The sequence below is a fragment of the Pseudactinotalea suaedae genome (assembly GCF_009733815.1).
GTDB lineage: Bacteria > Actinomycetota > Actinomycetes > Actinomycetales > Beutenbergiaceae > Pseudactinotalea > Pseudactinotalea suaedae.
Map to the genome: position 1 here is coordinate 76,708 of NZ_WNXY01000005.1, position 24,296 is coordinate 101,003.

Consider the following 24,296-nt stretch of genomic DNA (forward strand, 5'->3'; position numbering starts at 1 on the left):
GCTGCGGCGAGCCCGGGTCAGGCAGGCGGCGGACCCAGGGGTCGCGCGAGCCTGGCCGCGCGGGAGCTGCGCACGATGTCCACGCTGAGCACCACCAGCGCACCCCAGACGAAGGCGAAGCCCCACCAGCGGGCGGGCGACATCTGCTCGCCGAGCACCAGCACCCCGGCGATGAGCTGCATGACCGGGGTCAGGAACTGGGTCATCGCGACGGTGGCGAGGGGGAGCCGGCGGGATGCCGCCGCGAACAGCACCAGCGGGATCGCTGATGCGACGCCGCTGCTCACCAGCAGCAGCGCGTGGCCGAGCGAGCCGCCGATCCCGACGTCGAGCCCGAACGTCGAGCCACCGCTCGCGACCAGGTAGGCCAGGTAGCCGAGCGCGGGCAGCAGCAGCACCACGGTCTCGATCGACAGACCCGAGATCGCGGTCACGCGCGAGCCGACCTGCTTCTTGGTCAGCCCGTACAGACCGAAGGTGGTCGCCAGGCCCAGCGCGATCCACGGCACGGTGCCGAGCCCGACCGACATCACCACGATGCCGGCGCCGGCGATCGCCAGCGCCGCCCACTGCAGCGGCCGCAGCCGCTCCCGGAGCACCACGACCGCCAGGCCGGCGCTGACCAAGGGGTTGAGGAAATACCCCAGCGAGGCGTCGACCACGCGGCCGATCTCGATGGAGATCACGAAGATCAGCCAGTTCCCGGCGAGGAACATCGCACCGAGAGCGAGCCGCCCCACCAGCCGGCGGTCCGCCGCGAGCCGCCACGTACCGCGCAGGGTTCGTGTGAGCGCCAGCACCAGCACGCACACCAGGAACGTCCACACCACCCGGTGCGCGCTGATCTCGACCGCGCCCGCAGGCGCGAGCAGCGACAGGAAGAGCGGGAACATGCCCCAGAGGCCGAACGCGCCGAGCGCCGCGGCCAGGCCGCGGCGCTCCTGCGAGACTGAGACATCCATCTCGCGGAACGGTACGCCCTCCGCGGGTGCCGATGAGCGCCGAGAACGCGTGCCTAGACTGGTCCGCGGGCCAGGCCCTTCGCCCCAGTCCACCGTAGAGAGAGAAACGTGTCCGAGCCGCTGCGCGTGGCCGTTGTCGGAGCCGGCCCCGCCGGCATCTACGCGGCCGACATCCTGAGCAAGACCGACCTCGACGTCTCGATCGACCTGTTCGAGCGGCTTCCAGCCCCGTACGGGCTGGTCCGGTACGGCGTCGCGCCCGACCACCCGCGGATCAAGCAGATCATCGTGGCGCTCTACAAGGTGCTGCAGCGCGGTGACATCCGGCTGATCGGCAACGTCGACTTCGGCACCGACATCACCCTCGACGAGCTGCGGAAGCACTACGACGCCGTGATCTTCGCCACCGGCGCGATCCGCGACGCCTCGCTCGACATCCCCGGTATCGACCTGCCCGGCTCCTACGGCGCCGCGGACTTCGTGTCCTGGTTCGACGGGCACCCGGACGTTCCGCGCACGTGGCCGTTGGAGGCCACGCAGGTCGCGGTGCTGGGCAACGGCAACGTGGCGCTCGACGTCGCGCGGATCCTCGCCAAGCACCCCGACGACCTGCTCCCGACCGAGATCCCGGCGAACGTCGAGGAGGGGCTGCGGTCCAGCCCGGTCACCGACGTGCACGTGTTCGGCCGCCGCGGCCCTGCTCAGGTCAAGTTCTCGCCGCTGGAGCTGCGCGAGCTGGGTCACGTGCCCGACGTCGACATCGTGGTGTACCCCGAGGACTTCGACTTCGACGACGGCTCGGAAGAGGCGATCCGCTCGTCCAACCAGACCAAGCAGGTCGTCAAGACGCTGACCGACTGGACGCTGCGAGACCCCGGGGAGCTGACCGCCTCGCGGCGGATCCACCTGCACTTCCTGCACCGGCCCGCCGAGATCCTGGGTACCGACCGGGTGACCGGGCTCCGCACCGAGCGCACCGAGCTCGCCGGCGACGGCACCGTGCGCAACACCGGCCGGTTCGAGGAGTTCGAGGTGCAGGCGGTCTACCGCGCGGTCGGGTACTTCGGCTCCCCGCTGGCCGACGTCCCGTTCGACCATGCCGCGGGTGTGATCCCGAACGCCGGCGGTCGCGTCCTGGACGAGCACGGCGAGCACGTGCCCGGCGTCTACGCGACCGGGTGGATCAAGCGCGGCCCCGTCGGCCTCATCGGCCACACGAAGTCCGACGCGCGGGAGACGATCGAGAACCTGGTCGAGGACGCGACAGCCGAGGGCGGCGCGACCTTCCGCTCCGCCGTCGTCCGCGATCCCGAGGCGATCATCGACCAGCTGCGTGAGGCAGGCGTGGCCTACACGACCTGGGAGGGCTGGGAGGTCCTTGACGCCCACGAGCGCGCCCTGGGTGAGGCTGCGGGCCGCGAGCGGATCAAGGTCGTCCCGCGCGAGGAGATGACCGACATCTCGCGCTCCGCGCTCGTCTGAGGCAGGTCGCGTGCGCCGCCACCATCACAACGGTCTGAAGACCTTCGGCCTCTTCGCCGTGATGTGGGCGGTGCTGCTGGGCGCCGGCGCGCTCCTCGCGATGACCACCCGCAGCCCCGGCATCATCTGGCTGTTCGCCGCGCTCGGACTGATCGGTACGTTCGTCTCGTACTGGCGCTCGGACACGATCGCGGTGCGCGCGATGAACGCGTTCCCCGTGAGCGAGGCCGAGGCGCCGGTGATGCACCGGATCGTGCGCGAGCTGGCGGATCGGGCCAAGCAGCCGATGCCGCGCCTGTACGTCTCGCCCACGGACGCCCCGAACGCGTTCGCGACCGGCCGCAGCCCACGGCGGGCCGTGGTGTGCTGCACCTCGGGCATCCTGCAGATCCTCGACGAGCGGGAGCTGCGCGGGGTGCTCGCCCACGAGCTGATGCACGTGTACAACCGCGACATCCTCACCTCCTCGGTCGCCGCCGCGATGTCGGGGCTGCTCACCTCGGCGGCGCAGTTCCTGCTGCTCACGGGCGGCAGGAGCCGTGGCGCGAACCCGCTCGCGCTGGTGGGGACGCTGCTGATGGCGCTGCTCGCACCTCTGGGGGCGGCCGTGATCCAGATGGCGATCTCGCGGACCCGGGAGTTCGACGCCGATGCCGGCGGGGCAGCCCTGTCCGGTGACCCGCTCGCCCTGGCCGACGCGTTGCGCAAGATCTCCGACGGCGCACACGCCCGGCCGCTGCGACCCGAGGGCGATCTCGTCACGGTCGCACCGATGATGATCGCGAACCCGTTCCGGGGTGCCGGCCTGGCCCGCATGTTCGCGACGCACCCGCCGATGAGGGAGCGCGTCGCGCGTCTCGAGGCGCTGGCGATGCGCTGAGCGACGGACCTACCCGACCCAGCGCTGCGGTGAGAACGCCACCGGCACCGGCGGCGCCTCGCCGTCGGCGAGCTGAGCTGCCCAGCCGCCCACGTGCGGGCCGACCGTGAGGCCCTGCGCCCCGAGACCGGTCGCGAGCACCAGACCGGGGAGGTGCTCGAACGCGCCGATCGTGGGCACGCCGTCACGGCTCATCGGGCGGAGCCCGGAACGGATCTCGAGCCAGCGGGCGGCGGCGATCCCGGGAGCAAGGCGGCGCGCCCTCTCGAGCATCGCGTGCAGGGCGCCGACGGTCGGGGCCTCCTCGAAGCCGCTGTCGTCCTCGCGCGTGGGTCCGAAGACGAGGCGGCCGCCTCCGAAGCACAGCAGGTAGGTGGGGTCGAAGCCGCCGGCGATCGGCAGCGGCGTCGCGCGGTCGATGCGGGCGTGCGCGATCTGCCCACGTTGGGGGTAGATGCCGCCGGACAGCCCATGAGGGGACAGCAGCCGCTCGGTCCAGGCACCGGCCGCGAGCACCACGGCGTCGGAGGCGATCACGTCGGCGTCCACCCGCACCCCACGCAGCTGGTCGCCGGACACCAGCAGCTCGGCACTCCCGACTCGCTCCGTCGCGCCCAGGATGCGTGCTCGACGGCGGAGCGCCGCCGTCAGCGCCCGCCCGTCCACCTGGGCGACCTCGGGGAGCAGCAGGGCGGCCTCGACGGTGCCCAGCAGCGGATGCAGGCTGCGCACCGCCGCCTCGTCGATCAGCTCCGGTGCCCCGATCCCGACGGCGCCGAGCTCCGCCACCTGCGCCTGAGCCCGCCGGAGCACCTCTGGGAGCTGTGCGGCCTCGACGTCGTCGGCAGCGACCAGCAGCTTGCCGACCACCTCGTGCCCGGGCTCGAGCCCCGCGTCGCGCAGCCTCGGCAGCAGGGCGGCATAGGTCCGCATCGCCGCGAACATCGTGGCGGCCCAGTCCTCGCCCATGTCGCGGCGGGTGAACGGCGTCGCGATGCCGGCGCCGGCATCGGTGGCGCGGCCGGTCCGGGCGTCGTCGACCACCACCACCCGGCGTCGAGGGTCTCGCTCGAGCAGCTCGAGCGCGGTCGACCATCCGACGATGCCGCCGCCGATCACGACCCGGTCCGCCACGTCCACACGACGAGCGTACGGGCGCCGTGTGCGACCAGGACCCATCGCCTGCGGCGGCGCCGCCCTACGCTGGCGGCGTGACGCGGCAACCGCTGGTCGGGCACGTGGAGGCGAAGGCCCTGCACGTCATGAGCCTCAACATCCGACGGCCGGTCCCGACCCGACGCCGTGCCGACCGGTGGCAGCAACGCGCTCCACTGCTGCAGGAGCTGCTGCGGTCGGAGCAGCCGGCGCTGCTCGGCGTGCAGGAGGTGGTGCCGGAGCAGATGGCGGTGCTGCAGGAGGCGCTCGGAGGCCGGTACCGCTCCGCCGGGACCGGGCGGGGTCGCACGGGCGACGGCGAGGCGTGCCCGATCTGGTGGGACGAGGACCGCGTGGAGGTGCTGGGCTGGCACCAGCGGGCGCTCTCGGACCGTCCGACGGTGCCGGGCTCGATCTCCTGGGGCACCCCCCGGATCGCCGTCACCGCGACGGTGCGCGACCGGACGACGTCGGCGCGGGCCTTCGTCGTCAACACCCACCTCGACCATCTCTCAGGCCGGTCACGCGTGCGTGCGGCCGTCGCGATCCGTCAGCTGATCGCGAGGCAGTCGCTGCCGGCGATCGTGACGGGCGACCTCAACGCCGGCGCCAGGTCGGCGTCCGTGAGGGCGTTCCTGGCCGGTGGCACGCTCGTCGACGCCTGGGAGGCGGCCAGCGCCAGGCTGACCCCCGCGTACGGCACGTTCGCGAGCTACCGTCCACCGCGACCAGGAGGTCGCCGCATCGACTGGATCCTCGTCAGCCCCGACGTCGAGGTGCTCGCCGCGGGCATCGACGGTCGTCAGGTGAGCGGTGGCTGGGCGTCCGACCACCTGCCCGTGCACGCCGTGGTGCGGCTGCCTGAGGGAGTGGCGGCGTGATGGTGCCGTCACGCCGGCGCCTCGCCATGCTCCTCACGGTCGTGCCGCTCGCCGCGGCGCTCGCGGCGTGCGCCGCGGCGCCGGTCCCGACGGGCGACGACGACATCACGGTCGTCGATGACGCCGAGCAGGCGAACCTCGTGCTCTACGTCAGCAACCAGTCCTTCGAGCACGATCGCGTCGACATCATGGTCAGGATCGACGGCGTGCTCGTGGTCGACCAGAGCTTCGCCGTCGAGGGGCAGCACAACTGGCTGGAGTTCCCGATCGAGCTTCCCGCCGGTGAGCACACGCTCGAGGCGACCTCCGGCACCGGCGTCGGGCTGTCCGAGCCGGTCACGGTGCCCGACGGCGAGAAGCGCTGGGTGGTGCTGGACTACTGGTACTACCCCGACAGGGGCGACGGCTCAGACGTCGTCGATCCCAGCTTGACCCTCACCGTTCACGAGGAGCAGGTGGGATTCGCCTGAACCACGTCAGCGCCGGCGCGCCAGCACGATCAGCTCGTCGCTGGTCGCGGTGACGGGAGAGCGGTCCCAGTCGCCCCAGAGGTTCTCGACGGCGAAGCCTGCCTCGTGCAGGCTCGTCCGGATCTCGTCCTCGCTCCGGAAGCGCAACGTCTCCGCGTGCTCCAGATGGGTGCCGTCGGGGAGGTCGGTGTGGCCCACGTGGGTCTCGACGAACGACGACGGGGTTCCCACGACCTCGACGATCTCGCCCCACGCGGTGAACACACCGCCGTCAGGGTGCTCGTGGGTGATCTCGGTGTGCTCACGGGTCCAGCGGGCGGGCCAGTCACGGTCGGGCTGGCGGGACTCGAACGCGAGGTGACCGCCGTCTGCCAGGGCGCGGTGCACCTGGGCGAGCGTGGTGGCCCAGGCCTGGTCCTCGACGAAGTACTGCGCGACGTGCCCCATCATCACGACGAGATCGGCGCTGCCGGAGGGGATGTCCGCCGCGGTGCCGTGGATCCAGGTGGGGAGGTCGCCGTCCTCACGGGTGCGGGCCACGTCGAGCATGGCGGCGGCGGGGTCCACGCCGACCGCCTGGAACCCGCGCCGGGCGAGGTCGACCGCGAACACGCCGGTCCCGCAGCCGAGGTCCACGACGGTCCGCGCCCGGACCTCGGCGGCCAGCGCCAGATAGAAGTCGTGATCATGACGTCCGGCGCACTCGGTGTCGTAGGTGGCGACGGCGCGAGGGTCCTCGGTCCACAGTGAGCTCACGGAGCCAGCGTGCCGGTGGGGCGAGGCCAGGTCCAACAGAAATCGGGGTCCTGGCCGCGCCGGCCCGGCGGGTTCAGCGGTAGTTCACGTACTGCAGCGCGGCGTCGATCTCGTCGTCGGCCTCGGCCCGCTTGAGCAGCGCCTGCACGGCCTGCAGGTCGTCACGGGACTTCGAGCTCACGCGGACCTCGTCGCCCTGGATCTGGGTCTTGACGCCCTTGGGGCCCTCGTCGCGGATCAGCTTGGTGATCTTCTTCGCAACCTCGGAGGTCAGGCCCTCCTTGATCGTGCCCGCGAGCTGGTACTCCTTGCCGGAGGCCTGCGGCTCACCCTCTCCGAGGTCGAGCGCCTTGAGGGAGACGCCGCGGCGGAACAGCTTCGACTCGAACACGTCGACGATCGCCTTGACCCGCTCCGCCGAGTTCGCCTTCATCAGCACCGACTCGCCGGACCAGGCGATCGAGGCGCCCACGTTGCGGAAGTCGTACCGCTGCGCGATCTCCTTGGCGGCCTGGTTCAGGGCGTTGTCGACCTCCTGGCGGTCGACCTTGCTCACGATGTCGAACGAGCTGTCAGCCATCTCTCGGCTCCTGTTCTGGTGGCGGGGTGGTCCCCTCGCGTTCGGGGACCGGTGTCTGGCTTGCTATCCTTCCATCCGGTCGTTCGCGACCATGGCGGGTTACCCGAGTGGCCAAAGGGAGCTGACTGTAAATCAGCCGCGTTACGCTTCGGGGGTTCGAATCCCTCACCCGCCACCCCTCGAACCGTCCGCTGCTGCGGGCGGTTTCGTCGTCTGTGGGCCGTGCCCACCTCGGTCTCGACGCTCGCGCCGGGGCCTGCGGGGGAGGGGGCGCGTGACGTCGCTCACGCCGATTTCGCACGAGCGCGCAGGAGGCTGTACCCTCGTTCCTCGTTGCCCCGATAGCTCAGTCGGTAGAGCGTCTCCATGGTAAGGAGAAGGTCTAGGGTTCGATTCCCTATCGGGGCTCTGAGCCCGCGGTCCCGCCGCGGGCCCTGCGGCGGGGTAGCTCAGACGGTCAGAGCGCACGACTCATAATCGTGAGGTCGCGGGTTCGATCCCCGCCCCCGCTACCCGAACAGCGACATCAACGTGGCCCGAGCAGCGGCCGCGCACGAGCAGAGGAACACCAGTGGCCAGCAAGTCCGCGGACATCCGCCCGAAGATCACCCTCGCCTGCGAGGTGTGCAAGAGCCGCAACTACATCACGAAGAAGAACCGTCGGAACACCCCCGACCGGCTCGAGCTCGCGAAGTACTGCCCGCGCTGCAACCTCCACCGCAGCCACCGCGAGACCCGCTGACCCAGCGTCGTCCCTGACGTGGTCGACCTCAGCCGCGTCGGCGCCGTCTTCACAGGAACGGCGCCGTACGCCGTCTCGCGCGCGAAGATCACCGAGTTCGCCGACGCGGTCGGTGCCCGGTCCCCGCTGCACCACAGCCCGGAGGCGGCGGTCGAGGCCGGCTACAGCGACGTCGTCGCGCCCCCGACCTTCGCAGTCGTGATCGCCCAGCGCGCCGAGTCCGAGTACATCGCCGACCCCGCGTCCGGCATCGACTTCTCGCGCGTGGTGCACGCCAACGAGGGCTTCACCCACACGCGTCCCCTGGTCGCCGGAGACCTCGTGAGCACCGCGGTCCACGTGGACGGCCTGACCGAGCGGGCCGGCATCACCATGGTCACCACCCGTACCGAGATCACCGACGACGGCGGAGCGCACGTCGCGACCGTGGTCTCCACCCTCGCTGTGCGCGGGGAGAGCGCGTGAGCCTGGGCGCCGACACCGAGGTCGGCACCGAGCTGTTCACGCAGACCCGCGTGCTCGACCGCGCGCGCCTGGTCCGCTACGCAGGCGCCTCCGGCGACTTCAACCCGATCCACTGGAACGAGCGGTTCGCCACCGAGGTCGGCCTGCCCGGCGTGATCGCGCACGGCATGCTCACGATGGGGGTCGCAGGCGCGGCGCTGACCGACTGGCTCGGCGACCCCGGGCGGCTCGTGTCCTACGGCTGCCGTTTCACCCGCCCGGTCGTGGTCCCCGACCCGGGCGAGGTCGAGGTGGTGGTGCGCGCCGTCGTCGGGTCGCTCGACGCCGAGGCCGGCACCGCCCGCATCGACCTCACGGTCAGCGTCGACGGCAGCACCGTGCTCGGAAAGGCGCAGGCCCACGTCACCGTGGCCTGATGGTCCGGGCGCTCCTCGCTCACCCGCAGGTGGCTCAGCGCCCACATGCGTGCAGCGCCGGTGCGTTTCGGCCCACGCCAGCGCCTCCGGTGGGCGCTGAGTCACCGCTCTTGCAGGGAGGTGGGCGCTCAGTCACCGCTCCTGCAGGGATGTGGGCGCTCAGTCACCGCCATATGGCGGAGGGGTCAGGTCGTCGTCCCGACCCGGAGCTCGACGTCGACCGAGAGCGACTTCGCGGTGCCGCCCGCGGCGAGGGTGAGCGCCGCCTCCGCGGCGTGCCTGCCCATGTCGGCGATGGGCTGCACGAGCGTGGTGAGCGTGTCCTCGCCCAGCCACGGCAGGTCGATGCCGTCGAAACCGGCGACGGCGACGTCCTCAGGAACCCGCAAGCCCGCCTCGCGCGCGGCGATCAGCAGCCCGGCGGCGATCAGGTCGCTAAACCCCACCAACGCCGTCGGGCGGGAGGCGAGCAGGGCGCGGCCGGCGGCGATGCCCTCCTCGACCAGCGAGGCACACTGCCAGATCGCGACAGGCTCCACACCGGCCGCACGCAGGCCGTCGAGCCTGCGCGCCGTGATCGGCGCGGCAGGACGCCGCGTGGTGCCGGCGTCCACAGGGCCCGGCTGCGCGCCGCTCTGCCACGGCAGCGTCGCGACCGCCACCCGGGTGTGCCCCCGCTCTCGCAGGTGCTCCCCGAGCATCTGCATGCCTTCCTTGTCGCGGGCGCGCACCGACGCGCCCTGCCGCCCGGTGCCGCCGATCTGCACGGTCGGCAGCCCGCGTGCTCGGAGCGCCTCGATGGTGCGCGTCGAGGTCACCGCTCCGGCCATCAGCACCGCTGCGTCCATGGCGCCGTGCGTCAGCAGACTGCCCGGTGCCTCGTCCGAGCCGCTGGCCGGCAGCATCAGGGTTCCGTAGCCCTGGGTCGCGAGGGTGGTCACGATGCCGTCGAGGAACTGGATCGAGACCGGGTCGCGGAAGGAACGCCGTACCGCTGACCCCATCACCACGCCGATCACGCCCGAGCGCCCGCGCCGCAACGACGCCGCCACCGGGTCGGGCCCGTGGTAGCCGAGCTCGGCGGCCGCGGCGAGAACCTTCTCGCGGGTCGCCGACGAGATCGGTCCCGCGCCCGAGAACGCCAGGGACGCCGTCGACAACGAGACCCCGGCGGCGCGCGCGACGTCGGTCAGGGTGGTCGCACTTCGGCCCACCGACGGCTCCTTCCGGTCGGGCGAATCAGCCTAGCCCAGCGGGGATACCCTAGATCCTGAGGCTCGAATCGATTCGCCGACGGCGCTGCCGGCCTCGCTGTCCTCCCACCACCTCTCGGGGAACGATGTCCACCACTGCCACCGGCGCACGCGTGCGCCTCGCCGCCGCGTGCGTCTTCGGCGTCTTCGTGCTGAGCGGGCTCACGTTCGCGAGCTGGGCCTCGAGGCTCCCGGCCGTGCGTGACGCTCTCGATCTCGCGCCTGACGCGATGGGTCTCGTGCTGCTCGTCGGCGCCATGGGTTCCCTGCTGTCGCTCCCGCTGACCGGCCGGATCGTCTCGACGATCGGGTCGCGCAGCACGGTCGTGGCGGGCGCCCTCACCACGGCGATCGGCATGGGCGGCGCCGTCGTCGCCGTGACGCAGGGCAGCATCGTCGGCGTGGCTGCGGGGCTGTTCGTCGCGATGATGGGCATCGGCTCGTGGGACATGGCGATGAACTTCGCCGGCACCGTCGTGGAGCGGGCCCTCTCGCGCTCGATCATGCCGTGGTTCCACGCGGGCTTCTCGGTCGGTGCGGTGCTCGGAGCGGCCGGTGGCACGCTCGCGAGCGGCAACGACATCGGCCTGCCGCTGCACCTGGGCATCACGCTGGCGGTCGTCGTGGTCGCCGTCCTGCTCTGCGTGCGCGGTCTGCTCCCCGACGTCGAGCCGCAGCCCGACGGCACGACCGAATCGGCCCCCGCGCCCGGCTTCGCCCGGACCTGGCTGGAGCCCCGCACGCTGCTGATCGGCCTGATCGTGCTGTCGGCGGCCCTGACCGAGGGTGCCGCCAACGACTGGCTGGCGCTCGCGGTCGTCGACGGCTTCGACGTCCCCAACAGCACCGGCGCGCTGGGCTTCACCGTGTTCGTGATCGCGATGACGGTGATGCGGTTCGCCGGGACCTGGCTGCTCGACCGGTTCGGGCGGCTGCTGGTGCTCCGCCTGTGCACCGGGTTCGCGATCGTGGGGCTCGCCATCTTCGGGCTCGTGCCGAACCTGCCGATCGCCCTGCTGGGTGCCGTGCTGTGGGGCTTCGGCGCCGCGCTGGGATTCCCGGTCGGCATGAGCGCCGCCACCGACGAGCCGCAGCGCGCCGCCGCGCGGCTGTCGGTGGTCTCCACGCTCGGCTACACCGCCTTCCTCATCGGCCCGCCGCTGCTGGGGCTGCTGGCCGACCACGTCGGCTACCGCGCGTCGCTGCTCGCGGTGCTGGTCCCGCTGGTGGTGAGCCTGCTGGTGCTGCCGGCTGCGGTGCCACGTGCGCCCGTGGACGCCGAGGCCACCGATCCGTCGTGACTACCCTGGCCCGATGAGCCGCACCCTCGCCGACCTCACCACCCTGCGGGTCGGCGGCCCGGTGGGCCGCCTCGTGGAGGCGAGCACCGAGGAGGAGATCGTCGAGACGGTCGTCGCCGCCGACGAGGCCGGAGAGCCGCTGCTCGTCCTCGGTGGCGGGTCGAACGTGCTGGCGGCCGACGCCGGGTTCGCCGGCGTCGTGGTGCGCGACGCCCGCCAGGAGATCGCCGTCGAGTCCCAGGACGCGTGCGGTGGCGCCGCGTTCTGGGCCAGCGCCGGCATGCCGTGGGACAACCTGGTGCTGCGTGCGGTCGCCGAGGGCTGGGCCGGCGTCGAGGCGCTCTCGGGCATCCCGGGCAGCACCGGCGCCACGCCGGTCCAGAACGTGGGCGCCTACGGGCAGGAGGTGGGCGACGTCGTCGCGATGGTGCGCACCTGGGACCGGCAGGAGAAGCGGTACCGCACCCTGGCGCACGGCGAGCTGGGGCTGGGCTACCGCACCTCGATCCTCAAGGAGTCGCTGCGCGATCGCACGAACGCCTGGTACCCGACGCCCCGCTACGTGGTGCTGCGGGTGATGTTCCAGATGCGGCTGGCCACCCGCTCGACCCCGATCCGCTATCCCGAGCTCGCCCGTGCCCTCGACGTCGAGGTAGGGGAGCGGGTCGACGCCGCCGAGGTCCGCTCGGCGGTGCTGGCGCTGCGCGCCGGCAAGGGCATGGTGCTCGACGCCGACGATCCCGACACCTGGAGCGCCGGGTCGTTCTTCACCAACCCGGTGCTGCCCGAGGGATCCGCGCTCCCCGAGGGTGCCCCGCAGTGGCCGGCCGGCCCCGGCCTGGTCAAGACGAGCGCGGCCTGGCTGATCCAGCGAGCGGGCTTCGACAAGGGCTTCGCGGTGCCCGGGGGTGGTGCCGCCTCGCTGTCGACCAAGCACGCGCTCGCGATCACGAACCGCGGCGGTGCGCGCGCCGCGGACCTCCTCGCGCTCGCGCGCACGGTCCGCGACGGCGTCCGCGACGCCTTCGCGATCACCCTGGAGCCGGAACCGGTCCTGATCGGCCTCGCGCTCTAGCGACCGGCCGCGCTCAGTGCGGGCCTCTCAGGGTGTCGGGCGCGCCGCGGCGCGCTCGACGGCGTCGAGGACCGCATCCTGGACGGACCGGATCCCCAGCACGCGGAAGTGGCCGCGCGGGCGCACCCGGACGTTGGTGGCGCCGACCAGCTCGCTGCCCTCGGGCACGTGCGGGTCCCAGGAGGCGTAGACCGAGGTGATCCGGTCGTCCACCTGTCGCTGACCCGCGAAGGCGCGCAACGCCGTCGGGCTCATCGCCCGCACCGATGCGAACGGCACCAGACCGGCGTACCTCGAACCGCCGAACGGGGTGTTGATCGCGACCATGCCGAGCACACGGGGGGCGGGCCCGCCCCGATCGGCGCGGCGGAGCTCGTCCAGCATCAGCTGCTTGCCGATGAGGCCGCCCTTGGAGTGGGCCACGATCACGGCCCCGTCGACCTCCGCGGCCGCGATCGCGGTGCTCACCCGGCGCGCCAGCGCGGCGACCGGCCGGCTGTTGAACCCCAGGTCGACGACGTGCACCGGGTGACCGGCCTCGGCGAGCCGCAGTCCCAGCGGCTCCAGGAACCGCCAGGACTCGAAGATCCCCGGCAGCAGCAGCACCGGCACACCGCGGGCGTCCGGGGTCTGCTGCGCCCACGCCGGGCGCCGCCGCAGCAGGCTGCGCACCTGCCACCGCAGCACGAACACGTAGTCCGCGGCCCAGGCGACACCCCGGATCGCGATCTCGAGCAGCCGGCCGATCACGGCGCCGTCGACCCCAGGCCCAGGCCCAGGTGCGCCAGCGTCAGGTCGGCCACCGGCTGCCAGTGGTCGTAGACCACGTTGTGGGCCGCCCCGGCGATCAGCTCGTGCCGTCCACGCGGCAGCAGCGCCAGCATCTCGGCCACCCAGGGGGCCGGCACCACGGTGTCGTGCTCGCCGGTGATCAGCAGCGTGTCGGCCTTCACCTGCGGCAGCTTCTCGCGCATCGGGTACCGCATCATGGCGGGCAGCACCTCGATGAACCAGGCCGGACCGCACCGCAGGTAGGCGCGGGAGGCGAGCAGCCGCACGCGGCCGCTCTCGTGCGCGGCCGACTGGAAGAACCGCCACGCCTGCTGACGCACGGTCGGCTCTGCGGGGTTCACGACCGGCCCGACCAGCACCGCGTGGCTGGCCAGCTGGTACCGCGTGAGCAGATCGATCACCACCTGGGCGCCCATCGAGTGCCCGATCAGCACCGGGTCCTGGACGCCCTCGGCCTCGATGCCGGCGCGCACGATGTCGGCGAACCCGGCGATCGTGAGCGGTCGCGCGGGTCGCGGGAGGCCGCCGAACCCCGGCAGGTCGAGGAGCAGCACGTTGCCGTGCTCGTGCAGCGCGTGCGCCAGCGGCTCGAAGTAGTCCGAGGACACGCCGATCCCGTGCACCATCACGAAGGTGCGCTCGCTCGTGCTGCGCAGCTCGCGCACGCGCATCCGGGCGCCGTTGTACCGGACGGTGCGTCGCGTCATCCGCAGCCTGCGTGCCACGCGGGTCACCCTATGTCGGCGTGCCCGGGTCGGGCTGAGCCAGCCAGTGCTCGACGGCGGAGCGCATCCGTTGCTTGCTCGACTCGCTCGCGCGGCTCGCGTCGATCGAGGACCGTGCCAGCGACGCCAGCTCGGGATCGGTGAGGCCGTGGACGTCGCGCGCGAGCTCGTACTGCGCGAGCAGCCGCGACCCGAAGATCAGCGGGTCGTCGGCGCCGAGCGCGAGCCTGGCGCCGGCATCCAGCAGCCGCCGCAGGGGCACGTCGGCCAGGGTGGGGTAGACGCCCAGCGACACGTTCGACGTGGGGCACACCTCCAGTGCCACGCCCGCGTCGACGACCCGGCGGAGCACGCCCGCGTCCTCGCTCACGCGGACGCCGTGGCCGATCCGGTCCGGGTGCAAGGACGCCAGCACCTCGGCCACGTGGTCGGCGCCGAGCAGCTCGCCACCGTGCGGGACCGAGGCCAGCCCCGCGCGGCGCGCGATGGCGAACGCGGGGGCGAACGCCGTCGTCACGCCTCTGCGCTCGTCGTTGCTGAGCCCGAACCCGATGACGCCGTCCGGGTCGGCGTGGAGGGCGGCGAGGCGCGCGAGCGTGCGCGCGTCGAGCGGGTGCCGCATCCGCGAGGCCGCGACGATCACGCCGACCTCGATGCCGTGCCGCTGAGCGGAGGTCCGGGCGGCGTCGACCACGAGCTCGAGCGCGGGCGTCAGGCCGCCGACGTAGGGCGCATAGGAGGTCGGGTCGACCTGGATCTCCAGCCGGACGGAGCCCTCGGCGGCGTCGGCTGCGACCGCCTCGTCGACGATCCTGCGCATCACGGTCTCGGAGCGGACCACGGCCCGCGCCGCGTCGTACATCCGCTGGAACCGGAACCAGCCGCGCTCGTTGGCCGGGAGCCGTACCGGGTCGCCGTCGACCACGGCGTCGAGCAACGACTCCGGAAGGCGCCGCCCCTGCTCCCGCGCGAGCTCGACCAAGGTCGTCGCCGCCATCGACCCGGTGAAGTGCAGGTGCAGATGGGCCTTGGGGAGGGTGCGCAGGTCTCGGGCCATCGCTCCATCCTTCCCTCGACGCGGCCGGCGACGCGACGTTCCATGAGAGACCTCTCATCCTGGTCTCATCCGGACCGCGCCCCGGCATGGTGGAGTACGAGCGTGACCACGTCTGCGCCCGCACGCCACGCCGCCCCCACGGGGTTCGGCGAGGACGCGGACCTGGCGCTCCTGACCGGCGCCGAGTCGGTCGAGATCGTGCGGGCGGCGCTCGTCGGGGAGGGCGAGGCCCCGCAGGACCTGCGGGTCGCCGTCGCCGCGGTCCACCACCGCCCCGGTGCGGGCGTGAGCGTCTGCTACGACGTCACCCACGCCGCTGCCCCCGAGGGTGAGGTGCTCGTCGCCAGCACCGCGCCGGTGGCACGCTCCGACCGCACCGCGGCCGTGGCCGTGCTCGACGACGGCGTCCGGACCCTGCGCGTCTGGCGGCGTGCCGACGACCCGGCGCTCCCCGGGCTGCGTGCGGCGCTCGACCCCCGCGTCGTCGCGGGCTGGCTCGGTCGCGCCGAGCTCCCGGCGCTCAGGGTGCTGTCGTACCGGCCGACGCGCCGGGCGGTCGTCGTCGCCGAGCTCGCCGACGCGACCTGCTACCTCAAGATCGTCCGGCCGCGTCGAGCCGCCGAGCTGATCGCCCGGCACGAGGCGCTGCGGGGCTCGATGCTCCCGGCGCCCGCGATGCTCGGGGAGCCCGAGCCCGGCGTCGTGCTGCTCGCGGCGGCACCGGGGCGTTCGCTCGCGCAGGCTCTCGCCACGGGTGATGCGGCGCAGGTCCCGGCTCCGGAGCAGGTGCTGGCCGCGCTGGACTCGCTGCCGGCACCGGTGCTCGAGCTGCCGCTGCGTCCCTCCTGGGTCGACCGGCTCGACTTCCACGCGGCCGCCGCGCGCAGCGCGCTGCCGGCGCGCGCCGACGAGATCGACGACGTGGCGAGCCGCGTCGCCGACGTGCTCGCGGCGGTGCCGGTCGCCGCCGTCGTCCCCACGCACGGTGATCTCAACGTGGCCAACCTGTTCGTGGAGGATGCCCGCCCGGCCGCCGTGATCGACGTCGACGCGCTGGGCCCCGGCCGCCGCGCCGACGACCTCGCCACGCTGCTCGCGCACCTGCTGGTGCTGCCCGCGCTCGCGCCGCACATCTACACCGAGGTGCCCGCGGTCGTTCACCGCTGGTATGCCGCGTTCGCCGCCTCCGTCGACCGGACCGAGCTCGACGCCCGAACCGCCGCCGTGCTGGTCTCGCTGGTCGCGGGAGCGAGTCCCGAGCAGGCCAACGCCCGGCTGGATCTCGCCCTGGCCGCGCTCGAGCGCGCCGACGCGGGGGAGCGGTCATGAGGTCGCGGACCCTCTGGATGGTGACCGGAGCGCTGGGCATCGTCGGGGTCTCCGGGGTGGCGATCGTCAACGCCGCAGCGCCGGACGACGTCTCGGGCGGTGGAGCGGTCGTGAACGAGACCGGCACCGACCCTGCGACCGGCTCGAGCTCGAGCTCGAGCTCGAGCTCGAGCACGGCCGGCCCGACCGCCCCGCCCACCGCCACACCGACGGTGCCGACCTCCCCGAGCGCCAGCGAGGGACCCACCGACTCACCGACCTCGACCGCGGCACCCACGCCTGCCGCGCCGTCGGCGCCCTCGCCGGTGCCGGCCGACTCGCCCGCCTCGGCACCGGCCGACTCGCCCGCCTCGGCGGCGAGCGCCGACAGCGGCGGATGAGAGACCTCTCACCAACCTGAGAGCTCTCTCATGGAGGCCTCCCGGAGGTCTCACCCACGATCGCGAGGCTGATCGCATCAGCCACAGGCCAGCGCCACACAGAGCAGGAGCAGCACCATGAACAAGCGGACCGCATGGATCGTCACCGGCGCCCTCGGAGTCGTGGGGGTCAGCATCGGCGCGATCGCAGCCGCAGCCGACGCCTTCGACCCCTCCTCGGGTGACGGAGCGGTGCTCCAGGCTCCCTCGGAGACCAGCACCGAGCCGACGGCCGACCCGACCACACCGCCGACGACCGACCCCACCACCGACCCCGGACAGGTCGCCTCCGACTCGGCGACGACCGCCGTGTCCGCGGTCTCGACCGCCTCGCCGGCCTCGCCGGCGACCGCCGTCAGCCCAGCCAGCCCGGTCAGCCCGGTCAGTGCGCCATCGCCTGCCAGCCCTGCGACCCCGCCGTCGCCCGTCAGCCCGGCCAGCGCGCCCTCACCCGTGAGCGCGGCGTCACCGGCCTCGCCCGCGAGCCCCGCCTCGGCCGCGTCGGCCGACTCCGGCGACTGAGGACTCCGCACGGCCCTCGTGCGGAACGAGCAGAGCGACCCCGGGACCCCCGCCCGGGGTCGCTCTGTGTCGACCGGGATGAGGAACGTCTCACGGACCTGAGAGGTCTCTCACGGCGGCCTCCCAGGCCTCTCACCCGCCGTCGAGAGTGTTCTCGGTGTCAGCAACCAGGGCGCCAGCGCCCACTCGGACAAGGAGCACGAACATGAACAAGCGCACCGCATGGATCGTCACGGGAGCCCTCGGGGCCATCGGCATCGGCGCCGGGACCGTGGCCGCTGCCGCGGACTCCTTCGACCCCGCCGGCGAGGGCGCGGTCGTCCAGGCCGCGGCCAAGGCCCTCACCGCCGGCCCCTCGGCGGCGGACCCGACCGTCCTCGCCGCGGCCGACCCCTCGCAGATCGCCTCCGACAGCGCGACGACCGCGGTGACCGCCGTGTCGCCCGTGAGCGCGCCGTCCCCGGTCAGTCCTGCGACCCCCGCCTCGCCGGCGAGCCCGGTCAGCCCGGCAAGCCCGGTCAGCCCGGTCAGCGCGCCGTCGCCCGTGACGCCCGTCAGCGCGCCCTCGCCGGTCAGCCCGGTGAGCGCGCCGTCGCCGGTCAGCCCGGTCAGCCCGGCCAGCCCCGCCAGCGCCGCGAGCGCCCCGTCGCCGGTCTCGCCCGCCAGCCCTGCGTCGGCGGCCTCGGCACCCTCGGCCGACTCCGGCGACTGACCTCGTGGAGGCGACCTCGGCCGGTCCCGGGCTCCCCGCCCGGGGCCGGCCCCCGCACGTGGTGGCCGAGCACGGCGGCACCGCCCACAGCGACGGATCGCCCACCGAGGAGATCCCGCCGGTGCCCGGTGCACGCCGGCTCCCGGCGACCGCCGAGACCACGGAGCCCCCCGCCGTCCTCGATACTGAGGCGATGAGCGGCGAGCCGGTGACGCACGAGGGCGGCGCGCGCCGTCGTCGCCTCGGCGGCCGGCAGGGCTGGAGCGTCCGCACCCGTGTCCTCACGGCGCTGACCGTGCTCAGCGGGCTCGCGCTGCTCGTGGCCGGGACCACGGCGTACGTGCTCGAGCGAGACCGGCTCGACGACCTCATGCGGGACAGCCTGGAGCGCAGCAGCGCGGAGTTCCGCACGCTCGCCAGCGAGGGGGTCGACCCGAAGACGGGTGCGCCGTTCCAGAACGTCACCGAGCTCCTGCTGGTCGCCCTGGGCCGCATCGTGCCCGGTCCCAACGAGGGTATGGCGGGCTTCGTGGAGGGTGTGCACACCTACAACGCGCCGGCCGAGTACAACTACCAGATGCAGCGAGACCGCGAGCTGATCGCGCTGCTCGGGCCGCTCACCGAGGAGCGTGCCGAGCTGCTGAGCACCGCGCCGGACGAGGCGAGCCTGATTCGGGTCATCGAGACCGAGCAGGGCTCCTACAGGGTGGCGATCGTCCCCGTGGTGGGCCCGGCGGGGGACACCGGCGCGTTGGTGCTCGCCTTCGACCGCACCGCCGAGCACGCCGGGCTCGCCCGCAACTACACCACCTACGCGCTGGTGGCCCTCGGCGCGGTGCTGCTCATCGGAGCGCTCGGCTTCCTCATCGTGAGCGACCTGCTGAAGCCGGTCGCGCTGCTGCGCAGCGCTGCCTCCCAGATCAGCTCCTCGGACCTCTCGCGCCGCATCGAGGTGGTCGGCAACGACGACCTCGCGGTGCTGACGAGCACCGTCAACGGCATGCTCGACAGGCTCGAGCACGCGTTCTCCTCCCAGCGTGAGCTGCTCGACGACGTCGGTCACGAGCTGCGCACACCGCTCACCGTGGTGCGTGGCCACCTGGAGCTGATGGAGGTGAGCGACCCCGAGGACGCCGCCGCGGTGCGCGCGATCGCGCTGGACGAGCTCGACCGCATGAACTCCCTGGTCGAGGAGCTGATCACGCTCGCCAAGTCGCGTCGCCCCGACTTCGTCAGCCTGCAGCGCACCGACGTCGCCGTGCTCACGGACGAGATGCTGACGAAGTCGCGCCCGCTGGGGGTGCGGCGCTGGACGCTGGACTCGCTCGCCGAGGTCGAGCTCGACCTCGACCCGCGCCGGATCACGCAGGCCTGGCTGCAGCTGGTGAGCAACGCCGTCAAGTTCTCCGAGGACGACAGCACGGTCGCTCTCGGCTCCTCGGTCGACGACACCTCGGTGCGGCTGTGGGTGCGTGACGAGGGCGTGGGCATCGCACCGGCCGACCAGCACCGCGTGTTCGAGCGGTTCGTGCGTGCCGACGGCACGGCCGAGGGCTCCGGGCTGGGGCTGACCATCGTCCGCTCGATCGCGCAGGCGCACGGCGGCGACGTCGAGCTCGAGTCCGCGCCCGGCCGGGGCAGCACCTTCACGATCGTGCTGCCGCGCACCGCGGCGAACTCCGAGCGAGGCGATCTCGAGACCATGATCGACGGCGACCCCCTGAAGGAGCCAGTGCAGCCATGAGCCAGATCCTGATCGCCGAGGACGAGGGACGCATCGCCTCGTTCGTCGCCAAGGGGCTGAAGGCCGCCGGGTACTCGCCGGTGCACGTCAGCACCGGGCGCGACGCGATCGACCTCGCCTCGACCGGCGACTTCGACCTGCTGATCCTCGACCTGGGGCTGCCCGACATCGACGGCTTCGACGTGCTCGACGTGATCCGCAGCAGCGGTGTGACGATGCCGGTGATCATCCTGACGGCCCGGAGCTCGGTCACCGACACCGTGGCCGGCCTCGAGGGCGGTGCCGACGACTACATGGCCAAACCGTTCCGTTTCGAGGAGCTGCTGGCACGGGTGCGGCTGCGGCTGCGCAGCGAGGCAGCACCCGGCGGCGAGACCAACGTGATCAGCCACGCCGACCTCTCGCTCGACCTGCGCACCCGCAGGCTCAAGGTCGGCGCGAGCGAGGTCGACCTCTCGGCGCGGGAGTTCACGCTCGCGGAGACCTTCCTGCGCAACCCGGGCCAGGTGCTCAGCCGCGAGCAGCTGCTGTCGAGGGTGTGGGGCTACGACTTCGACCCGGGCAGCAACGTGGTCGACGTGTACGTGCGCTACCTGCGCAAGAAGGTCGGAGCACAGCGGATCGAGACGGTCCGCGGCATGGGCTACCGGCTGGTCTGAGCGGCCCGTTCGACCCGAGCGGGCTGGGCAGGTACACTCGACGGCGGTGGTTTCCTCCGCCATGCTCGTCGCTGCCCGGCATCCGCTGGTTCGACGGCGTGGAGGTAGGGGATCGTCGTAGGGCAGTGGCGCAATTGGTAGCGCACCGGTCTCCAAAACCGGCGGTTGTGGGTTCGAGTCCCTCCTGCCCTGCCAGGTCCCGATCGCGAGGTCGCTCCGAACGCGTCCCGCAGGGCCCGATCGCCCCGCCGATGTTGCATCGGCAGGCGCCGCACCCCCGTCCAGTGAGGAAGTACGAGTGAGCAGGTCCACCGACGCGTCGAAGGGCACACCCGACGACGACGAGGGTCGGCTCGGCGACGACCGCGACGAGCTCACGGACGAGGCGAGCCAGGCTCACGGCGCCGATGAGCCCGAGGACTCCGGGTCCGAGGACCTGGACGACGTCGAGGACGAGGCGAGCGACGCCGTCGACCAGGACGAGTCCGACGAGGACTCGGACGCCGACGCCGAGCAGGCTCTCGCAGCGAGCACGACGTCGGCCTCGGTCGCCAAGCGCCGCTCGAGCGTCGAGAGCGCACGCAGCGGCGGCAGCAAGGCGGCCGCAGCGCGTCCCACGCAGCGGCCGGTGGCGAAGAAGGAGGAGCGCCGCGGCCCGATCGCGGCGATCGTGCTCTTCGTCCGCCAGGTGATCGCGGAGCTCCGCAAGGTGGTCACGCCGACCACCAAGGAGCTCGGCACCTACTCGGCCGTCGTCATCGTGTTCGTGCTGATCGTCATGGCCTACGTCGGAGTCCTGGACTTCGCCGTCGGCAAGCTCGTCCTCTGGGCGTTCGGCGGCTGAGCGCCGCCCACCATCAGCACCACCCACATCAGTTAAGGAAGCAGGTCACCGTGTCCGAGCAGCCCCTCGACAAGCCCGACGAGGCGTCCGAGGTCGACGATCTCGAGACCGCGCCGGCCGTCGACGCCTCCGACGAGGCCCCCGAGACCGACACCACCGAGACCGACCAGACCGAGCCTGCCGAGGCCGAGGCCGATGAGGTCGAGGTCGAGGAGGTCGAGGAAGACCCGATCGACGCCTTCCGCCGCGAGCTGCGGATGCTCCCGGGCGACTGGTACGTCATCCACTCCTACGCGGGGTACGAGAACCGCGTCAAGGCCAACCTCGAGTCGCGCATCCAGTCCCTCAACATGGAGGACTACATCTTCCAGGTCGAGGTGCCGATGGAAGAGGTCGTCGAGATGAAGAACTCGGTGCGCAAGGTCGTCAAGCGCGTGCGCATCCCGAGCTACGTCCTCGTCCGCATGGAGATGACCGACGAGTCCTGGGGTGCGGTGCGGCACACGCCCGGCGTCACCCAGTTCGTGGGCGCCTCCCACTCCCCGCCGCCGCTCACGCTCGACGACGTCATGAAGATGCTCGCGCCGACGATCGAGGCCAAGACCCCGGCTCAGCGCGGGGGTGGCGCGGCAGCGGCCGCGGCGCCCATCGAGGTCGACTTCGAGGTCGGCGAGTCGGTCACCGTCACCGACGGCCCGTTCGACACGCTGCCCGCCACGATCTCCGAGATCAACGCCGAGGGCCAGAAGCTCAAGGTGCTCGTCTCGATCTTCGGCCGCGAGACCCCGGTCGAGCTGTCGTTCAACCAGGTCGCCAAGATCTAAGACCTCCCGGACTCGTTCCGGATGCCGGACCCAGGCGCCGTCTGGATCCATGCAACCGGGTCATCGCCCATGGCGTAGGCCCATCACCCAGGAGAAGCACATGCCCCCCAAGAAGAAGGCCGTCGGCCTCATCAAGCTCCAGATCCAGGCCGGCGCGGCCAACCCCGCACCGCCGATCGGCCCCGCGCTCGGTCAGCACGGCGTCAACATCATGGAGTTCTGCAAGGCCTACAACGCGGCGACCGAGTCGCAGCGCGGCAACGTCATCCCCGTCGAGATCACCGTCTACGAGGACCGCTCGTTCACGTTCATCACCAAGACCCCGCCGGCAGCCGAGCTGATCAAGAAGGCCGCTGGCGTGCAGAAGGGTTCGGCGACCCCGCACACCTCCAAGGTGGCGAACCTGACCAGCGCCCAGGTGCGTGAGATCGCCGAGCAGAAGATGACCGACCTCAACGCACGCGACCTCGACGCCGCCGCCAAGATCATCGCCGGCACCGCCCGGTCGATGGGCATCACCGTCAAGGACTGAATCACCGCGCCCGGCACCCGCCGGACGCACGTGGGTCATCACCCCGACCGGGGGAGATGACCCGTGGGAGGGCCGCGTAGGCCCGGACCACGACTGCTCACAACCAAGGAGAAGCAGATGACTACGCGCAGCAAGCAGTACCGGTCAGCGGCCGAGCCGATCGACCGCGACCACGCCTACAGCCCGCTCGAGGCCGTGCAGCTCGCCCAGAGCGGTGCGAAGACGAAGTTCGACTCGACGGTCGAGGTCGTGTTCCGCCTCGGCGTCGACCCCCGCAAGGCCGACCAGATGGTGCGCGGCACCGTCAACCTCCCGCACGGCACCGGCAAGACCGCCCGCGTCATCGTGTTCGCCAACGGCGACCGCGCCGAGCAGGCGCTGGCCGCCGGTGCGGACGAGGTCGGCGGCGACGAGCTCATCGAGAAGGTCGCCGGTGGCTACACCGACTTCGACGCGGCCGTCGCCACCCCGGACCTCATGGGCAAGGTCGGCCGCCTCGGCCGCGTGCTCGGTCCGCGTGGCCTCATGCCGAACCCGAAGACCGGCACCGTGACGATGGACGTGGCCAAGGCCGTGTCCGACATCAAGGGCGGCCGGATCGAGTTCCGCGTCGACAAGCACGCCAACCTGCACTTCATCATCGGCAAGGTGTCCTTCGACACCACGAAGCTGCTGGACAACTACGCGGCGGCTCTCGACGAGGTCCTGCGCCTCAAGCCGGCGTCCGCCAAGGGTCGCTACATCACCAAGGCGACGCTGTCCACCACGATGGGCCCCGGCATCCCGCTGGACGCCACCCGCGTGCGCAACCTCGCCGACGAGGACGTCGCCTGACGTCCTGCACCCAGGCGCGCCGCAACGGGGCCGCACCCCTCGAGGGTGCGGCCCCGTTCGTGCACCCGCCCCAGGGCCGGCCCGAGCGGATTTGGTGAGCGCGGCGGGCTCGGTTACAGTGATGGCTGCCCAAGACCGCCGGCTGCCCGTCACCAGACGGGATGAAGTCCACAGATGTGGAGCCTGCGCAGGTGAGAGTTCGTGCTTCACGCCAGTGAGATCCGAGCCCCATGCCTGCGCATGGGGCTCTTGTCATGTGTGGGCCCGGCGGCACGAACATCGAAGGAGGGCCCATGGCACGGTCTGACAAGGTGGCAGCAGTCGCCGAACTCACCGAGCGGTTCAAGAACTCCTCGGCTGCCGTCCTCACCGAGTACCGCGGGCTCACGGTGACCCAGCTCAGCCAGCTGCGCAGCCAGCTGGGCGCCGACACGCAGTACGCGGTCGTCAAGAACACCCTGACCGCCATCGCGGCCAAGGACGCCGGCGTCGACGTGTTCGAGGGGGACCTGCAGCTCTCCGGTCCGTCCGCGATCGCGTTCATCGGTGGCGACCCGGTCGAGGCGGCCAAGAGTCTTCGCGACTTCGCGAGGACCAACCCCAACCTGGTGATCCGCGGTGGCGTGATGGACGGCAAGTCGCTGTCCGCCGCCGAGGTGACCCGACTCGCGGACCTCGAGTCCCGCGAGGTGCTGCTGGCCAAGGCGGCCGGTGCCATGAAGGCGAAGCTCTACCAGGCTGCCTACATGTTCACCGCTCCCGCGAGCAAGGCTGTCCGCACCATCGAAGCCCTGCGCGAGAAGCAGGCGTCAACCGGCGAAGCCGCCTGAGGCTCCGCATCCACCACCCTGCGCTTGCCTGCGCACGCCTTTGCTCGCGGTGACA

General features: G+C 72.3%; 28 protein-coding genes and 4 tRNA genes. 23 read left to right on the forward strand and 9 right to left on the reverse strand.

All coding sequences use genetic code 11. From position 1 onward, the window contains the following. Positions 1-17 precede the first annotated feature (17 nt). The gene (gene rarD, locus GPA04_RS10230; protein ID WP_156223991.1) at positions 18-962 is read right to left on the reverse strand and encodes an EamA family transporter RarD; all 945 of its coding nucleotides are present in this window, start codon (positions 960-962) and stop codon (positions 18-20) included. Between the two features lie 108 nt (positions 963-1,070). Here rarD and GPA04_RS10235 point away from each other — a divergent pair, with 108 nt between their 5' ends. After that, positions 1,071-2,444 (forward strand): FAD-dependent oxidoreductase, encoded by a 1,374-nt coding sequence (locus GPA04_RS10235; protein WP_156223992.1) that lies wholly within the window; start codon positions 1,071-1,073, stop codon positions 2,442-2,444. A 10-nt stretch (positions 2,445-2,454) separates the two neighbouring features. Continuing rightward, a complete protein-coding gene (gene htpX / locus GPA04_RS10240; protein ID WP_156223993.1) occupies positions 2,455-3,324 on the forward strand; it encodes a zinc metalloprotease HtpX in 870 nt (289 codons plus the stop codon). Positions 3,325-3,333: 9 nt separating this feature from the next. Here the strand turns inward: htpX and GPA04_RS10245 are convergent, their stop codons facing one another. Next, on the reverse strand, positions 3,334-4,464 hold the full coding sequence (locus GPA04_RS10245) for an NAD(P)/FAD-dependent oxidoreductase (RefSeq protein ID WP_162458582.1): 1,131 nt from the start codon (positions 4,462-4,464) through the stop codon (positions 3,334-3,336). Between the two features lie 71 nt (positions 4,465-4,535). Here GPA04_RS10245 and GPA04_RS10250 point away from each other — a divergent pair, with 71 nt between their 5' ends. Both GPA04_RS10250 and GPA04_RS10255 read left to right on the forward strand, forming a co-directional pair. Beyond that, positions 4,536-5,360, forward strand: coding sequence for an endonuclease/exonuclease/phosphatase family protein (locus tag GPA04_RS10250; RefSeq protein WP_241680725.1), 825 nt, complete (start codon positions 4,536-4,538; stop codon positions 5,358-5,360). Then, on the forward strand, positions 5,357-5,830 hold the full coding sequence (locus tag GPA04_RS10255; protein ID WP_156223995.1) for a hypothetical protein: 474 nt from the start codon (positions 5,357-5,359) through the stop codon (positions 5,828-5,830). The genes GPA04_RS10250 and GPA04_RS10255 overlap by 4 nt, the downstream gene beginning before the upstream one ends. Positions 5,831-5,836: 6 nt before the next feature. Here GPA04_RS10255 and GPA04_RS10260 read toward each other — a convergent pair whose 3' ends face one another. Both GPA04_RS10260 and GPA04_RS10265 read right to left on the reverse strand, forming a co-directional pair. Continuing rightward, complete coding sequence (locus GPA04_RS10260; RefSeq protein ID WP_162458583.1) at positions 5,837-6,586, reverse strand: class I SAM-dependent methyltransferase; 750 nt, start codon at positions 6,584-6,586, stop codon at positions 5,837-5,839. Positions 6,587-6,659: 73 nt separating this feature from the next. After that, positions 6,660-7,166, reverse strand: coding sequence for a YajQ family cyclic di-GMP-binding protein (locus GPA04_RS10265; RefSeq protein ID WP_156223997.1), 507 nt, complete (start codon positions 7,164-7,166; stop codon positions 6,660-6,662). 93 nt (positions 7,167-7,259) lie between these two features. On the opposite strand from GPA04_RS10265, the gene GPA04_RS10270 reads away from it, so the two are divergent. The 6 genes from GPA04_RS10270 (at position 7,260) to GPA04_RS10295 (ending at position 8,789) form a co-directional block, all read left to right on the forward strand. Next, positions 7,260-7,341 (forward strand) — tRNA-Tyr (locus GPA04_RS10270). Positions 7,342-7,501: 160 nt separating this feature from the next. Next, positions 7,502-7,574: transfer RNA gene (locus GPA04_RS10275), tRNA-Thr, on the forward strand. 30 nt (positions 7,575-7,604) lie between these two features. Beyond that, positions 7,605-7,678, forward strand: a tRNA-Met gene (locus GPA04_RS10280). 59 nt (positions 7,679-7,737) lie between these two features. After that, positions 7,738-7,908 (forward strand): 50S ribosomal protein L33, encoded by a 171-nt coding sequence (rpmG, locus tag GPA04_RS10285; protein WP_156223998.1) that lies wholly within the window; start codon positions 7,738-7,740, stop codon positions 7,906-7,908. A gap of 18 nt (positions 7,909-7,926) precedes the next feature. Next, positions 7,927-8,373: an FAS1-like dehydratase domain-containing protein gene (locus GPA04_RS10290; RefSeq protein WP_156223999.1), complete on the forward strand. Its 447-nt coding sequence runs from the start codon at positions 7,927-7,929 to the stop codon at positions 8,371-8,373. Then, a complete protein-coding gene (locus tag GPA04_RS10295) occupies positions 8,370-8,789 on the forward strand; it encodes a MaoC family dehydratase (protein WP_156224000.1) in 420 nt (139 codons plus the stop codon). The genes GPA04_RS10290 and GPA04_RS10295 overlap by 4 nt, the downstream gene beginning before the upstream one ends. Before the next feature lie 185 nt (positions 8,790-8,974). On the opposite strand, the gene GPA04_RS10300 is transcribed toward GPA04_RS10295, so the two are convergent. Next, entirely contained in the window at positions 8,975-10,003 is a 1,029-nt protein-coding gene (locus tag GPA04_RS10300) for a LacI family DNA-binding transcriptional regulator (protein ID WP_156224001.1), read from the reverse strand. 125 nt (positions 10,004-10,128) lie between these two features. On the opposite strand from GPA04_RS10300, the gene GPA04_RS10305 reads away from it, so the two are divergent. Together GPA04_RS10305 and GPA04_RS10310 are read left to right on the forward strand one after the other, a co-directional pair. Beyond that, a complete protein-coding gene (locus tag GPA04_RS10305; protein WP_156224002.1) occupies positions 10,129-11,343 on the forward strand; it encodes an MFS transporter in 1,215 nt (404 codons plus the stop codon). 13 nt (positions 11,344-11,356) lie between these two features. Continuing rightward, positions 11,357-12,418, forward strand: coding sequence for a UDP-N-acetylmuramate dehydrogenase (locus GPA04_RS10310; protein ID WP_156224003.1), 1,062 nt, complete (start codon positions 11,357-11,359; stop codon positions 12,416-12,418). Positions 12,419-12,445: 27 nt separating this feature from the next. On the opposite strand, the gene GPA04_RS10315 is transcribed toward GPA04_RS10310, so the two are convergent. The 3 genes from GPA04_RS10315 to GPA04_RS10325 are packed head-to-tail and all read right to left on the reverse strand — an operon-like array spanning position 12,446 to position 14,992. Continuing rightward, entirely contained in the window at positions 12,446-13,168 is a 723-nt protein-coding gene (locus tag GPA04_RS10315; protein ID WP_194238950.1) for an esterase/lipase family protein, read from the reverse strand. Then, entirely contained in the window at positions 13,165-13,935 is a 771-nt protein-coding gene (locus tag GPA04_RS10320; RefSeq protein WP_156224004.1) for an alpha/beta fold hydrolase, read from the reverse strand. Before GPA04_RS10320 ends, GPA04_RS10315 begins: the two co-directional genes overlap by 4 nt. A gap of 10 nt (positions 13,936-13,945) precedes the next feature. Then, complete coding sequence (locus GPA04_RS10325) at positions 13,946-14,992, reverse strand: adenosine deaminase (RefSeq protein ID WP_156224005.1); 1,047 nt, start codon at positions 14,990-14,992, stop codon at positions 13,946-13,948. A gap of 102 nt (positions 14,993-15,094) precedes the next feature. On the opposite strand from GPA04_RS10325, the gene GPA04_RS10330 reads away from it, so the two are divergent. Next, positions 15,095-16,321, forward strand: a complete 1,227-nt coding sequence (locus GPA04_RS10330; RefSeq protein WP_156224006.1) for an aminoglycoside phosphotransferase/kinase family protein — start codon at positions 15,095-15,097, stop codon at positions 16,319-16,321. Next, the gene (locus tag GPA04_RS10335; protein ID WP_156224007.1) at positions 16,318-16,701 is read left to right on the forward strand and encodes a hypothetical protein; all 384 of its coding nucleotides are present in this window, start codon (positions 16,318-16,320) and stop codon (positions 16,699-16,701) included. Before GPA04_RS10330 ends, GPA04_RS10335 begins: the two co-directional genes overlap by 4 nt. 77 nt (positions 16,702-16,778) lie before the next feature. Here the strand turns inward: GPA04_RS10335 and GPA04_RS10340 are convergent, their stop codons facing one another. Further along, positions 16,779-17,273: a hypothetical protein gene (locus tag GPA04_RS10340; RefSeq protein ID WP_156224008.1), complete on the reverse strand. Its 495-nt coding sequence runs from the start codon at positions 17,271-17,273 to the stop codon at positions 16,779-16,781. Positions 17,274-17,467: 194 nt separating this feature from the next. Here GPA04_RS10340 and GPA04_RS10345 point away from each other — a divergent pair, with 194 nt between their 5' ends. The 9 genes from GPA04_RS10345 (at position 17,468) to rplJ (ending at position 24,241) form a co-directional block, all read left to right on the forward strand. Further along, a complete protein-coding gene (locus GPA04_RS10345) occupies positions 17,468-17,974 on the forward strand; it encodes a hypothetical protein (protein ID WP_156224009.1) in 507 nt (168 codons plus the stop codon). Between the two features lie 4 nt (positions 17,975-17,978). After that, positions 17,979-19,718, forward strand: coding sequence for a sensor histidine kinase (locus tag GPA04_RS10350; protein WP_241680726.1), 1,740 nt, complete (start codon positions 17,979-17,981; stop codon positions 19,716-19,718). Beyond that, entirely contained in the window at positions 19,715-20,377 is a 663-nt protein-coding gene (locus GPA04_RS10355) for a response regulator transcription factor (protein ID WP_156224010.1), read from the forward strand. Before GPA04_RS10350 ends, GPA04_RS10355 begins: the two co-directional genes overlap by 4 nt. A 119-nt stretch (positions 20,378-20,496) precedes the next feature. Further along, a tRNA-Trp gene (locus GPA04_RS10360) sits at positions 20,497-20,572 on the forward strand. 103 nt (positions 20,573-20,675) lie between these two features. Beyond that, positions 20,676-21,221 (forward strand): preprotein translocase subunit SecE, encoded by a 546-nt coding sequence (gene secE / locus GPA04_RS21510; RefSeq protein WP_366464589.1) that lies wholly within the window; start codon positions 20,676-20,678, stop codon positions 21,219-21,221. 50 nt (positions 21,222-21,271) lie between these two features. Beyond that, positions 21,272-22,045, forward strand: coding sequence for a transcription termination/antitermination protein NusG (gene nusG / locus GPA04_RS10370; protein ID WP_156224011.1), 774 nt, complete (start codon positions 21,272-21,274; stop codon positions 22,043-22,045). 100 nt (positions 22,046-22,145) lie between these two features. Beyond that, positions 22,146-22,577, forward strand: a complete 432-nt coding sequence (rplK, locus tag GPA04_RS10375) for a 50S ribosomal protein L11 (protein ID WP_156224012.1) — start codon at positions 22,146-22,148, stop codon at positions 22,575-22,577. Between the two features lie 117 nt (positions 22,578-22,694). Continuing rightward, positions 22,695-23,411, forward strand: a complete 717-nt coding sequence (gene rplA, locus GPA04_RS10380) for a 50S ribosomal protein L1 (RefSeq protein ID WP_156224013.1) — start codon at positions 22,695-22,697, stop codon at positions 23,409-23,411. A gap of 293 nt (positions 23,412-23,704) precedes the next feature. Further along, complete coding sequence (gene rplJ / locus GPA04_RS10385; RefSeq protein WP_156224014.1) at positions 23,705-24,241, forward strand: 50S ribosomal protein L10; 537 nt, start codon at positions 23,705-23,707, stop codon at positions 24,239-24,241. Positions 24,242-24,296 lie beyond the last annotated feature (55 nt).